Source organism: Hahella sp. CCB-MM4 (assembly GCF_002260525.1).
Taxonomy (GTDB): Bacteria; Pseudomonadota; Gammaproteobacteria; order Pseudomonadales; family Oleiphilaceae; genus Hahella.
The window spans coordinates 147,118-160,205 of sequence record NZ_MRYI01000010.1 but is presented as its reverse complement, the minus strand read 5'-3'; the positions used below and the strand labels follow the sequence as shown (position 1 = coordinate 160,205).

Sequence of the window (13,088 nt, the reverse complement as noted above, 5' to 3'; positions counted from 1 at the left end):
GGTTTTTATTCGATTCGACACCTGCCCGGATAGATAATAAAAAGAGGCTTTATCTTGTGGCTGAGGCCAGACCTATGCCAAAGCACATGAATGTACCGCCACCGATTCTATTCACGATCTTCCCCCCGCGATCTGAAGACAGCCAGCCACGAGCCATTTTGGCCAAATGGGCATATAACATATGAATCATCACCACCAGAGCACTGTAAGTGACCACCAGCAATAGAAATTGATTGGAATAGTTAGAGGAATAATCGACAAACTGGGGGAAGATGGACATAAAGAAGAACACAGCCTTCGGGTTGGTCAATTGCAGAGTCAGCCCCTCGAGAAACTGTCTTCTTTTCTTTCTCGGCTTTCCAGTCGAAGTAAACCCATCCTGATCAATTTTGACGGCTGGCGAGCGCCACAGCTTAATACCGAGGTAAATAAGATAGGCGGCTCCAATGAACTTCATGATCGTGAAAGCCACGGATGAAGCAGCCAGCAGAACGCCCAGGCTTGTCGCCGATACTCCGGCTACAATGAACGTACCAAAAGCAATTCCCAGAATCCCCCCTATCGCTCCGCCGGCACCATATCGAATGGCGTTGGTCAACGTCAGCAGGACTCCTGGACCCGGACTTAACACGGTGATCGTGGCAATAATGACGAATATCACATAACTTTCCATTCGATAGACCTTATGTTGCGATATATCTTCTGTAGCGATAGTTGACAGCAGAACCCACTGAAGTCAGATTCTATACCGCCGAGAGACGACGGCTGATCGGATGTTCCGGATTCAATTCAAGCAAATCCCATAAGTTGCCGTACAAATCCTCGAATACCGCAACTGTACCGTAATCCTGTTCCGACGGCTCACGAACAAAATTCACCCCCTTTGACACCATACGATGATAATCACGCCAAAAATCGTCGGTATTCAAAAAGAATGATACCCTGCCACCTGTCTGGTTGCCTATATACTGCCGCTGGTTTTCGTTGGAAGCCCTGGCCAGCAATATAGTAACTCCTCTGGACCCCGGAGGAGACACCACCACCCAGCGCTTGTCCTGCTCCGGCTGATAGAGATCTTCAACCAGTTCAAAACCCAGTGTGCCAACGTAGAACTGAATAGCCTCGTCATAATCCATGACCACCAGCGTAAAGTGCACAATGTCCTGTTTCATGGTTCTATCCCTGTACAAATTCGGTATCGATTAGGAACGACAGCACTGACGCACACGCGACGCAAAGATTGTTATGTCATTCACAAAAAAATACCCCGACAAGCGGGGTATTTTCATCACGGAGAAAGATACTACCTGGACAACTCAAGCAGCAACTTGTTTAAGCGGTTTACGTAGGTGGCCGGATCTTTCAAGTGTTCCCCGCCCGCCAGTTTGGCCTGGTCGAATAACACGTGGGCCAGATCATCGAAGCGCTCATCCTGCTCTTCTTTCAATCGGGTCACCAAAGGATGCTCCGGATTGATTTCGAATATCGGTTTGCTTTCCGGAACCTGTTGACCGGCGGCTTCCATAATTTTTCTCATCTGCAGACCCATATCGTATTCGCCTACGACAAGACAGGCTGGAGAGTCTGTCAGACGGTGGGTGACACGAACTTCGGCCACTTCGTCTTTCAGCACATCCTTGATCCGGTTAATCAGCGGCTCAGCTTCTTTACTGGCCTTTTCCTGCTTCTCTTTCTCTTCCTTGTCTTCAGCGTCACCAAGATCCAGTTCACCTTTGGCGATATCCTGGAAGTGCTTACCGTCATATTCATTCAGGTGACTCATCAGCCACTCATCAATACGGTCGTGCATGATCAACACTTCGATATCTTTCTTGCGGAAGATTTCCAAATGCGGGCTGCGCAGACCTGCTTCGTATGATTCAGCAGTAATGAAGTAGATCTTCTCCTGGCTGGCTTTCATACGGCCAATATAATCATCCAGAGACTGAGTCTGCTTGCCGTCTTTGTCCACTGTGGAGGAGAATCTAAATAGCTTGGCCACTTTTTCGCGGTTAGCGTAGTCCTCTGCCGGACCTTCTTTCAACACACGTCCGAACTCATCCCAGAAAGACTGATATTGCTCTGCATCGTCTTTCGCCAGCTTGGTCAGCATATCCAACACACGCTTGGTTAAGGCTGAGCGCATGCTGTCCACTGCTTTGTCGTTCTGCAGAATCTCACGGGAAACGTTCAGGGACAGGTCATTCGTGTCCACCACACCTTTGATGAATCTCAGGTACAGCGGCAAAAACTGCTCCGCATCATCCATAATGAACACACGTTGGATGTACAGCTTCAGGCCACGCGGCGCTTCCCGGTTATACAGGTCATAAGGAGCTTTGGCGGGAACATATAACAGGCTGGTGTAATCCAGGTTACCTTCCACACGGTTATGAGCCCAAAGAATAGGATCAGAGAAGTCGTGGGAGATGTGCTTGTAGAATTCCTTGTAATCCTCGTCTTTTACTTCGGATTTCGGCAACGTCCACAATGCAGTGGCTTCGTTAACCGATTCAAATTCCACAGGCTTTTCTTCTTTCTTCTCTTCGCCTTCTTCGTCCATTCCTCCCATATCTTCTTTCAGCATTTCTACCGGGAAAGAAATATGGTCGGAATATTTTTTCACCAGACTGCGCAAACGCCAGCTGTTGGCAAACTCTTTTTCATCTTCCTTCAGGTGCAGAACGATCTGGGTGCCCCGTTCAGTTTTCTCTGTCGACTCGATAGAGAACTCACCTTCACCATGGGATTCCCAGTGCACCCCTTCAGAGGCATCAGTACCTGCCCGGCGGGTAAACACCTCAACCCGATCAGCCACGATAAACGCACTGTAAAAGCCTACCCCAAACTGGCCGATCAGTTTGGCATCTTTCTTCTGATCTCCGGAAAGGCTTGCCAAAAACTCAGAAGTACCTGATTTCGCGATGGTTCCCAGGTTCTGAATCACTTCATCCCGGGTCATACCAATACCGTTATCAGTCAGAGTCACCGTGCTGTTTTCAGCATCAAACTCCAAACGGATCTTCAGTTGCTCATCACCCTCATACAACGACTCATCGCTAAGGCCCTGAAACCGCAATTTATCCAGAGCATCAGAGGCGTTGGATACCAGCTCACGAAGGAAAATTTCCTTGTTGCTGTAGAGTGAATGGATCATCAGGTGAAGTAGCTGTTTGACCTCGGTTTGGAACCCCAAGGTTTCTTTTGGCGCTGCAGTCGTCATCGGTGATTAAACTCCTGACCTTAGTTAAATGAAAAGTTAAATGAATAAGTTTTATGAAAAAGCTATGTGAAATTTTCAGTATTTAGCGCGGACTTGGCTGCCCGCTGGAGGAATCATTCACTATCCTCCACTACATGACGGCAGAAGATGGGGGCAAAAAAGAACATTTCAAGCATTCGGTGAGAAATGAGTCTGGTGTATGATGACCAAAATCCAGATATCCATGAGGCAAGAGAAAGTGGGAGACGTTGTTCCTTTCAAAAGACCGTCCCTGAAAGACAAACACAAGGGGAAAACCTTGTGTCGCAACGGTTTTCACAAGTGGGAGATACAGAACAACAAGCAGTTTGACGTCAAATTAGGAAAACTGGTGACCGTTTATAAATGCGCCCGCTGCGGCGAAACCAAAGTGAAAGCACATTAAAAAGGAAAGCATACTGAAGTGCGCACTCCCCTGCTCTTCCCGTGTTAACCGCCGGCAGATGCCGGCCAGGTCAGCTCCCATGGTGATTGCCAGTCCCCCATCAGAGAGGACCTGCTGAACTCCTGAAACAACAGTCCCTGATCAGGCGTTTGTAGAAAACACCATTCCCGTCCCAGACATTTGAATCTCATCGCAAAGGCATGCAGATATAATCGGTCGACATTGCCCCCCTCTTGCCAGACAGATCCACCTCCGTATCGAGTATCTCCCAGAATTGGCGCTCCCAGGCTTTTCAGTGCCACCCTTGCCTGATGGGTTTTGCCGCTATAGAGGCGCAACAGAAAACAGCGGACGCCGGGTATCAGACTCCTACTGTAGAAATAGGTTACCGCGGGATTCTTCTTTTCCCGGGTTAACTTCCAGGCCCCACCTCGCGATTTCACCATGTCTCCAGTGACCCAGCCTTGTTTCTTCGAAGGCTTTTGATCACTCAATGCCAGATAGTATTTTTCCACCCGGTGCTGGGAAAATTCTTCTGTCATTGTTTTAGCCATTGCCGCCGACTTGGGAAGAATCAACAATCCGGAAGTCGGTTTATCGAGGCGATGAACGGGAAATACAGGATATCCCAGTGTGTTCTGGACGATCGTGCAGATTCCGGGCTCGGAAGACTCATCGTGAAATCCAATTCCCGGCGATTTGTTAATCACTACAAATTCCGGCTGCTCCTCAACAACAGAAAAGGCCGGATGAATTAATGGATTTACTGAAGAAAAATGTGACGGCACCGCCCCTCCGTAGAGACTGCTTCAAGCAGAGATATTTAAAGGGGCGCTAGCATACCATGTCCGCGGGAACAATAAGGAGCTCCAGAGAGACTGGCTCTACTCCTGACTCTTGCGGGCCTTATAATCGTTCAGGTTAACAACATTAGCCGCCTGCTGGGTTTCACGGCTACGTCGTTGCTCCTGGTATTCGAGGGGCTCGTTCAGATAGAAATGCAGTTCAGAGAAAGACTCATACATGAGCTCACTGATACGCATGCAGGCTGCGAGAGGTGTTTTGGATTTGGCACGGGTCATATCGATCTGAAACTGCAAGCCTCTCAGACGATTCTGGTATTCACTGCGCGCGGACGATATGACATTCTCCACCATCTGCTCTCGCAGGGCTTCGAGTTCTTCCGGACGCTTTTGTGCCATTTCCAACAATAAATCGAAATTTGGAAGTTCCATCTGCTACTCAGCTGTACTACTTGTGTTTTGCCACGCTACTGTCAATTCGTGTAAAACCATCAGCTCTGATACAGCTTCCAATGCAATATCTTTCGGGCAAAACTGACTAACATTTAACCACCCAGTCAGTGTACCCGGCTGTCTATGGCCTGTATAGAGTTAATTTTTGTATCTGGCGCACCCTGTTTGTAATGTTATGTAAACTTAATTATTAGTTTGTACGTCAAAATATTTGAAATTCAATAACTTCTTTTTACCCCTTCCTGTATTTCAATTGAAATAATTTAAGACCAAAGGCTAAAAGGTTTTTTCCAAAATGTGACTTGATCGAAAAGAAGACGGGTGCCCGTTGATGGATAAGATACCTCAACCCGGCAACAGGCGGTCCTGGAATCTCCGCAGACGGTTCTGAATCCGGTCTTTGGTCAGGTGATAAGGGAACAGAACGACACCTGTTCCAAGGTCAGTCATTAATTGTGTTCTGGGCAAGCCTTCGTACAGATTAAGGTAGGTACCTGCCATGGCTGTTAGCGAGCGACTGAGATGTAAATAGTCACTCTGTACAATAATGCCCATTTGATAAGTGTTTGAAAGCAGGTGCATAACCGCTTGTAAGCGTCGGTGTATTCCTGGGCGTCCTTCCTTCAACAGAACCTTCCAGGGTTTACTCCCCAGGGGTTGTACCTGCTTCTTGGCCAGTGTTTCAGCCAGCGCCTCACGTATCGCCTCACGGCGCTGGCGATTGTCTTCCGGGTGAGTGCTCATGTCGATCAGAGCCTCTGTCAGCTTATCAATATCCGCCGTCAGAGCTCCGACAATGTAGTCCCATACCAGTGACCACTTACCTTCCATTGCAACAGTGTTACCCCAATCAATCAGATAGAGCCGACCTTCAGGGGTAACCATGATATTCCCCGGATGCAGGTCTCCATGGAATTCCTGGTAAACCAGGATATGCTGCAGCACGGTATACAGAAAACGCTGGGCAATATGGCGCTGGGTATCGCCTCGATCCGCACCGGCCAGTTCTTTCACCAGTCGGTCGACAGACACTGCCGTGTCGAGATATTCCATCTCAATGACCCTTCCGGTGGCTGAATATAACCGCGGCACTGACCAGCATTCCCCTTCCTGGGAGCGCTCATAGAAGCGATTCTGTATCGCCGCCTCGCCTTCAAAATTCAGTTCCTGCTCAAATCCCCGGGTGAACTCTTTCACCTGTTTGGACATAGCTTCAAGAAATGGCAGCAGCTTGGAGTGAGGCGCCCAATATTGACTGGAAATCAGCATCAGCTCCAGCGCCAGAGCTCCCATCTGAAATTCCCTCTCAAGATTATGCCGGGATACCTTGACCACCACCGGAATCAGTACTTCCTCTCCTTCCCTGACCACCGGTTTTTTCGCAACATAGACTGATCCTATGGAGCCGGAACGCAGGGGCTTTGATATATCAAAGCTGAAATATATTTCCTGTGGAGTTTTGCCATAGCACTCAAGAAATGCCTGATTGACCTCATCAGCCGTCATCGGACTGACATCCTGCTGGAATACCCGAAGCTCTCTGGCAATTTCCTCTGGAAGAAAGTCTGCATTGGCTGCAGCGACCTGAGCCATTTTGATAAATAACGGCCCGAACTCGCTTACCATCTGGGCCACTATCTGTGCCTGGCTGGCAAAATCCCTGGGATCGGTTTGCAGGAACGGCTTGATATAGCGAATGGCGCGAATCTGTCGTCGTAATATAATCAAATCGCTGCGCAGCACCCGGGCCTTGATCATCATATCGCCGATAGCGACCTGGTTAACCCGACGCAAATGCTTGGTACGATTGACCAGATCCACCAGTAGTGGCTCATAGGTTCTGAGCACCGAGCGGATAATTTCAAGGTTGAGCTCAACCAGTCCTTTAAGCTCTGGCGCACTGATCAATTCTTGGAAAAAATCCCAGAATTCATCAACCAACGCCTCAGGAACTTCCACCGGACTGCGGGATACCACCTGCTTCACCAGAAACTGGATCAGCCCTTCAGTGGTCTCTTCATTGGGGATTAACTTGTACTTGCGCAGATAGCGGGTCAGTGCCCGGGACTGTTCAGATATGGGATGCTGATAGAGAACTTCGAACAGCTTATCAAGCTCATCAGACAATTGCTCCCGGTCAATCGATTCCTCACTTAACAGCAAGTGCATCAAAGGACCAAAAGCGCTCGGGAGTTTGACAGTACTGACAGCCAACTGCCCCGCCCCACGCAACATCCGATCAGTGCGACGGCGGAGAACAGGAAAGTTGATTTCAATAAAGTTCTTGGATTCTGGACTATTCATGCAGATTGAATGAGGTCCGGGCCTGATCACGATGGATAGGCAGCTTATCAAGTTCGGTCGATTTGAAACAGAGTTTTATGGCGAATTTGGAATGATGGTATCCAATTCCCCGTATTTTCCCTTGTATTTCAAGATATAAGTCTTCCAAAGTCATGCATATATCCGTTGCAGTGATTCAAAGAGTTATTTACTTCATGCCCGTCAGCAGTTTAAATGACCAACGGTCACTTGATAATATTTCAGGCTGATACATCCGTTATCAACCGCCTTAATCATAATAATGCACTCAAAGAAAGTATAAAGAGACCTACAACTTCGCACTTTCTCAAGGAAATCATATACATGACAAAAACCGCACTTATTACCGGAGCTTCTTCGGGTATTGGGTTGGCACTTGCCAGGCAGTTTGCCGGCGAAGGCTGGAATCTGGTACTGGTCGCCCGTCGGCAAGCCCAGCTGGAACACCTGGCAAAACAGTTGAAAGATGAGTTTGGCGTGAACAGTCACTGCATCGCCATTGATCTCAGCAAAGAAAACTCTGCCCGGGTACTCCATGACGAAGTCAGATTCCGCAATTTGGAAATCGATTGCCTGGTCAACAATGCCGGACGAGGCCACTACGGGGCCTTTATCGACCAGCCTCGCGAAATCAGCGAGGAAACTCTCTATCTCAATATCACTACCCTCACCTCCCTTTGCCATCTGTTCGGCAAAGAGTTTTCCAACCGGGGCAACGGCTACATTTTGAATATCGCGTCCGTCGCAGCCTTTATCCCCGGCCCGGGCATGGCCATATACAACGCGACCAAATCCTATGTCCTGTCACTGTCACGAGCCCTGCATGCGGAACTTGCTGACGATGGCGTCACCGTTACCGCCTCGTGTCCGGGCCCGACCGAGTCTGAATTCTTCGACAAGGCCGGAACAGACAACCTCAAAGCGATGGAATATATCAAGCTTATGCCTGCCAGCCAGGTGGCCAAGGAGGCTTATCGGGCGCTGATGAAAGGCCAATCCGTTGTAGTGCATGGTGTACTGAATAAAATGATGACAGAAACCACCCGCTGGTTACCCAGATCCTGGGTAGCACCCATGGTTAAGAGTCTGATGCGTTAGAGCGCTTTTTGCCTAAGCTCACGCTGCAGTTGCCATTCATCCTGGGCACGTGAGCTGTAACGGAAATGAAGCAGTACCAGAGCGGCGATCAGGACACTGATCCCGCCTGCTATCCAATAAAGCACCTCATAGCCGGTCAGTGCTGCCACCACTCCACTCAAGACACTCCCAAGCCCGGCGAACATAATCTGTATACATGCCTGAAAACTATAGTCAGCCCCCTCATGCTCGCGACGACAGTAGTGCATCATTACGGCAAACAATGTGACATTGCTCATACTGTCGACCAGTTGTTCAAACATGGTCAGCGCCAGTAACTCTCCCATCGACAGACTTCCTCCCGCGATAAGGCTGATACTGGCCAGACTGATCCCCTGAAGAATCGCCATACCGGCCAGGCTGTTGCGGGGCCCCAGCCGATCATATACACCACCGCCGGCAAATACGGCCGCCACGCCTACCAGCGATGACAGCAAAGTAATTGAGCCAATTTCACTTAAATCCAACCCCACATCCACGAGCATAGGTTTAATCATCCCGGAGGCCAGACTGTCCGGTAATTTAAACATCAGCAGTACGGCAATCCACCAGACAATTCCAGGTTGTTTCAGGAACCCCAGATAGGTCTCCAATGGCAAGGGAATGTGCTTGTCAGAAACTCGTTCACCGCTTCCGGGAGTGTCCGGAAAAGTGCTTGATTCATTAAAAATCAAAACTGGAATCAGACATAAACCCAGTACGACCACCATAAACCCGATGCTGACCGACCATCCCACCAAATCTATCGACATCAGTAACAGGCTGGAACATACAATCATGCCAATCTTATATCCGCCGACCTGCAGTGCGTTTCCCCAGCCTCTTAAAGGTGGTGGCAAGAGCTTCACTGCCAGACCATCGGTCGCGATATCCTGAGTTGAAGCTCCAAGGTTCAGCCCCAGTATCAGCACAAAGAAGCCGCTGATCATCAAAAGCGTCATCCGCTCTGGTGCCACCAGCGACATCAGCCCGAGCATCAACATGGACCAGCCAATCATGGCAATAATCCAGCCCCTGTGCTGCCCCCAACCAAACAGGTTTCGCTTATCCACCCAGGGAGCCCAGATGAATTTCAACACCCAGGGCAATGCCAGTAGTTTAATGAATCCAATGTATTCCAGGGGCAGGCCATGCTCCCTCATCACCGGAGGCAGCACATGGGCGACCAGCCCGGCAGGAAACCCCTGTGCAAAATACAGGCTGATCAGCAGCATGGAATGAAAGGGCGTAAATCTGAAAGCCAACTGTCTGATCCCTCCTGATTGGTATATATATTAATAGTTGGTTTGTGAACTAATGGCTGGGTGGTAATCCTAATAGGAACAAAGTGATTATTCACCAGGAACCAAGGACGATTAAAAAGTTCAATGGCTACTAATACACTCCCGTTGCCGGAAGAATTACCCCGGAATGCCAGGTCTTTGTTGCGCCAGCTTAAATTGGAACCTCATCCTGAAGGTGGCTATTACCGGCGAATCTTCACCTCTACGACATCGATAGATACGGATTCCGGCAGACGCCCTACCGCCACCATTATTTACTATCTATTGCCCAGGGGAGCCTATTCCCAGTGGCACCGTCTCCGAAATGAGGAGGTTTGGATATTCGTGGAAGGAGACCCGATTTCCATACACCGAATAGAAGGTGATGGCTCTCTCCATACCGACTTGCTTGGTGCAGAAACATCTCTTACCCGACAAGCCATTGTTCCCGGTGGCCAATGGCTCGCGGCCGAACCGGTCGATCATTCGCGATTAGGATACACGCTGGTTTGTTGCCTGATGACACCCGGATTTGATTACTCGGATTTTGAATTGGCTGAAAAAGGCGTTCTCAGTCTCCAATACCCCCGTTTATCGTCATTGATTGAACGTCTGATCCGATAAGACCTTATTCCAATCGCGCAGACTGAGTTACCATAGGGCTATAATCCAATTACTACAACAGCGAGGACTATCCATGAGCACAGGCTTATTGAATGCCGAAGACTGCGTCCTGGTATTGGTCGATATCCAAGGCAAACTGGCTCAACTAATGACCGAGCGGGAATCTTTGTTCAAACAACTCAGCCGCCTGGTCCAGGGAGCCTTACTCTTTGAACTTCCCGTCATCTGGATGGAACAGGTTCCTGATAAGCTGGGTCCGACCATTGCAGAAGTCGCTGAACATCTTCCCCACCTCCAACCTATCCCCAAGACCTCATTTGGTTGTTACGGCGAACCCGCTTTTGTGGAAGCGTTGCAGGAAACAGGAAAAAAGACAGTGCTTTTGGCAGGTATTGAAAGCCACGTCTGCGTTTATCAGAGCTGTATTGCCCTACTTCAGAACGGCTATCAGGTAGTCACGATTAATGACGCCATTTCCTCTCGTTCGGCGCTGAACCGCCAATTGGGGCTGGATAAAATGAAGGATGCCGGAGCCGTTCCGTCTTGCGTGGAAATGGCTTTGTTTGAATTCCAACGGGAAGCCGGCGGCGAACGTTTCAAGGCCATGTCGAAGCTGTTTAGAGACTAAAAGCAGTTTAAAGACTAAACGCTATTTAAAGACCAAAAGCTATTCAAGGATTAATAAGCAGCATGCCAATAGATATTGATTTAGCAGACCTAAAGACTATCTCTGTCCGCAACACAGGTGAATTTGAAGTCCTGGATATAGAAAGGGATGACTGTGTGGGCTCTGTGTCTCTGATGGGGGGGCAAGTCCTGACCTATGCCAGCCATGGGCAACGCCCGGTTTTGTGGGAAAACTCGCGCCTGGAATTAAGCACCGGCGCAGCTCTTCGTCAGGGTATTCCCATCTGCTGGCCCTGGTTCGGTCCCTTGAACCAGAATCAGGACCCGGTCATTCAACAATTCGCCGGCGACCAACCTCCCAGCCATGGGCTGGTGCGCGAGACCCTCTGGGAACTGGTCTCCGCCACAGAACAGGCTGAATATACCGAAGTCGTTCTGGCCAAAGGTGTGCACCTGCCGGGTCTGGAGGGATTGGGGATCACCATGCGCTACAGGTTCAGTGACAGACTGGAATGCCAACTGGTTTCTCATAATCAGACAGACCAGCTGGTCAATCTGAGCTTCGCCATGCACACCTATCTTGCGGTGAGTGATATCAAGAACGTCAGCATCCATGACCTCGACGGAATCCCCTATATAGACTCCCTGGATCGTGGAGCCAAGCATCTGCAGAATGGTCACATTACCTTTGATAAGGAAGTGGATCGGATCTACTACAACACTCCTCCGCTGATCCGTATGAAAGATGCCGGCTGGAAACGTACGATCTCTTTGGAAGCTCCGGAAAGTCATTCATCCATTGTCTGGAATCCGTGGATCGAGAAAAGTAAGCGTCTGTCCCAGTTTTCCCCGGAAAGCTATCGGGATATGGTGTGTATTGAAACCGCACGGGCCTGGAATGACTTTGCCCCAATCCCTGCTGGAGAGCGACACGAAGTCACCCTGACGTTAATGTCCTATAGCTGATTGCGAACCTGATGAGTCGTGATGGGTTCAGAGCATCTCTCAATGCTTGAAGAACAACTCAGGAGGGCAATGATTGACTCTGACTTATCCACCCTTGACCAACTGTTGGCAGATGATCTCATTTTCACCAATCATCTCGGACAGGTCATGTCAAAACAGGATGACCTGGAAGCCCACAGAACCGGGTTTGTGAACATTCACTCGATTGTTCAGTCGGTGCAAATCACCCGATCTCAGGAGGAGATGGCAATCGTTTCCGTGCACTCTCATATCTGCGGAGAATTCGGCGGTATGCCGTCTGACGTTTCGCTGAGGTTTACCCGCATCTGGCAAAGACGCAACCACCAGCAATGGCAGGTGGTTGCGGCCCACTCTACCCTCGTACAGGAGATATGAGGGAAATCTTACCGACTCATTGCCACTCAGTGGCAAGGCATATAAGGCGCTGTCAGGTCATATAATGAGGTTAACGGAGGGATCACTCCTTCCATGGCGGTAAACAGTGCTTCCGCATTGTGTGGCCCTTTCACGACTGCGACAAACTCACCTGCCGGGTTAATCAGTGCCATATTGTCGCTATGGCTGACCACATAGTTTCCGTCTTCATCCGGCTTTTCAATTTCGAATATCGTGTTCAACTGCATCGCCAATGAACGGATGTCTTCCACATTGCCCGTCAGGCCTGCGAAGTTCGGGTCAAAATACTGCAGGTATTCCTTCATGCGCTCAGCAGTATCTCTAGCCGGATCCAAAGTCACATATACCACTTGCACGGGGTAAGCAGGATACTCCTCTCTCCACCGCTTCATCGCATTATTGGTCGCAGCAAGATTGGTAGGACAAATATCCGGACAGGACATGTAACCGAACTCCACCAACACCCATTGCCCCTGGAAATCTCCCAGGGTCGACGGTTTATTATCCAGATTAGTCAGACTGACCGGCTGCAGGAGCCTTGGAGTTGGATAAACGTAGGTGTGCACCTTGGCCAGTGCCGCGGCATCCACCTGCTTTCCAATGGTAAAATACCAGCCCGCGACCAGGCCCAGAAGTGCCGCAAAAATGGCAATCAGTAATGTAGAGAGTCTGGAATTCATATTCTGTCAGTTCGTAAGAGGGAGCCTATCGTCCCAAGGCACATGTCCTTGTCAATCAGTTCTGTTCTGTTCCGTTCAATACAACTAGTCCCATTCAATACAACCTGGCCCGGTCATCCAAATGGAGCTGATTGGCGTTGCACCTTATCA

Annotated in this window: 14 protein-coding genes; 6 read left to right on the top strand and 8 right to left on the bottom strand. The window is 49.5% G+C overall.

The window, feature by feature from the left end:
* Positions 1 to 49: 49 nt before the first annotated feature.
* From BTA51_RS17510 to htpG, 3 genes are all read right to left on the bottom strand, one after another.
* Entirely contained in the window at positions 50 to 673 is a 624-nt protein-coding gene (locus BTA51_RS17510; protein ID WP_094709554.1) for a LysE family translocator, read from the bottom strand.
* A 70-nt stretch (positions 674 to 743) separates the two neighbouring features.
* Positions 744 to 1,172, bottom strand: coding sequence for a VOC family protein (locus BTA51_RS17505; protein ID WP_094709552.1), 429 nt, complete (start codon positions 1,170 to 1,172; stop codon positions 744 to 746).
* A 131-nt stretch (positions 1,173 to 1,303) separates the two neighbouring features.
* Positions 1,304 to 3,223, bottom strand: a complete 1,920-nt coding sequence (gene htpG / locus BTA51_RS17500; RefSeq protein ID WP_094709550.1) for a molecular chaperone HtpG — start codon at positions 3,221 to 3,223, stop codon at positions 1,304 to 1,306.
* A gap of 199 nt (positions 3,224 to 3,422) precedes the next feature.
* Between htpG and BTA51_RS17495 the strand changes: the two genes are divergently transcribed.
* Positions 3,423 to 3,647 (top strand): hypothetical protein, encoded by a 225-nt coding sequence (locus tag BTA51_RS17495; protein WP_371333192.1) that lies wholly within the window; start codon positions 3,423 to 3,425, stop codon positions 3,645 to 3,647.
* 44 nt (positions 3,648 to 3,691) lie between these two features.
* Here BTA51_RS17495 and BTA51_RS17490 read toward each other — a convergent pair whose 3' ends face one another.
* The 3 genes from BTA51_RS17490 to BTA51_RS17480 form a co-directional block, all read right to left on the bottom strand.
* A complete protein-coding gene (locus BTA51_RS17490) occupies positions 3,692 to 4,435 on the bottom strand; it encodes a pseudouridine synthase (RefSeq protein WP_246841076.1) in 744 nt (247 codons plus the stop codon).
* A gap of 96 nt (positions 4,436 to 4,531) precedes the next feature.
* Positions 4,532 to 4,882 carry a DUF3135 domain-containing protein gene (locus tag BTA51_RS17485; RefSeq protein WP_094709548.1) on the bottom strand — a complete coding sequence of 117 codons (351 nt, stop codon included), beginning with the start codon at positions 4,880 to 4,882 and terminating at the stop codon, positions 4,532 to 4,534.
* A 366-nt stretch (positions 4,883 to 5,248) separates the two neighbouring features.
* Positions 5,249 to 7,207, bottom strand: coding sequence for an AarF/UbiB family protein (locus tag BTA51_RS17480; RefSeq protein ID WP_094709547.1), 1,959 nt, complete (start codon positions 7,205 to 7,207; stop codon positions 5,249 to 5,251).
* Positions 7,208 to 7,549: 342 nt separating this feature from the next.
* Here BTA51_RS17480 and BTA51_RS17475 point away from each other — a divergent pair, with 342 nt between their 5' ends.
* Entirely contained in the window at positions 7,550 to 8,323 is a 774-nt protein-coding gene (locus BTA51_RS17475; RefSeq protein ID WP_094709546.1) for an SDR family oxidoreductase, read from the top strand.
* On the opposite strand, the gene BTA51_RS17470 is transcribed toward BTA51_RS17475, so the two are convergent.
* Positions 8,320 to 9,606 (bottom strand): MFS transporter, encoded by a 1,287-nt coding sequence (locus tag BTA51_RS17470; protein ID WP_094709544.1) that lies wholly within the window; start codon positions 9,604 to 9,606, stop codon positions 8,320 to 8,322. The two genes, BTA51_RS17475 and BTA51_RS17470, sit on opposite strands and share 4 nt — an antisense overlap.
* A gap of 123 nt (positions 9,607 to 9,729) precedes the next feature.
* Here BTA51_RS17470 and BTA51_RS17465 point away from each other — a divergent pair, with 123 nt between their 5' ends.
* The 4 genes from BTA51_RS17465 (at position 9,730) to BTA51_RS17450 (ending at position 12,237) form a co-directional block, all read left to right on the top strand.
* The gene (locus tag BTA51_RS17465; RefSeq protein ID WP_094709542.1) at positions 9,730 to 10,248 is read left to right on the top strand and encodes a cupin domain-containing protein; all 519 of its coding nucleotides are present in this window, start codon (positions 9,730 to 9,732) and stop codon (positions 10,246 to 10,248) included.
* A 73-nt stretch (positions 10,249 to 10,321) separates the two neighbouring features.
* Positions 10,322 to 10,876 carry a hydrolase gene (locus tag BTA51_RS17460; protein ID WP_094709540.1) on the top strand — a complete coding sequence of 185 codons (555 nt, stop codon included), beginning with the start codon at positions 10,322 to 10,324 and terminating at the stop codon, positions 10,874 to 10,876.
* Positions 10,877 to 10,938: 62 nt separating this feature from the next.
* On the top strand, positions 10,939 to 11,841 hold the full coding sequence (locus BTA51_RS17455; RefSeq protein WP_094709538.1) for a D-hexose-6-phosphate mutarotase: 903 nt from the start codon (positions 10,939 to 10,941) through the stop codon (positions 11,839 to 11,841).
* Positions 11,842 to 11,862: 21 nt separating this feature from the next.
* Positions 11,863 to 12,237, top strand: a complete 375-nt coding sequence (locus BTA51_RS17450; protein WP_094709536.1) for a nuclear transport factor 2 family protein — start codon at positions 11,863 to 11,865, stop codon at positions 12,235 to 12,237.
* A 26-nt stretch (positions 12,238 to 12,263) separates the two neighbouring features.
* Here the strand turns inward: BTA51_RS17450 and BTA51_RS17445 are convergent, their stop codons facing one another.
* Complete coding sequence (locus tag BTA51_RS17445) at positions 12,264 to 12,938, bottom strand: SCO family protein (protein ID WP_094709534.1); 675 nt, start codon at positions 12,936 to 12,938, stop codon at positions 12,264 to 12,266.
* Between the last annotated feature and the right edge of the window lie 150 nt (positions 12,939 to 13,088).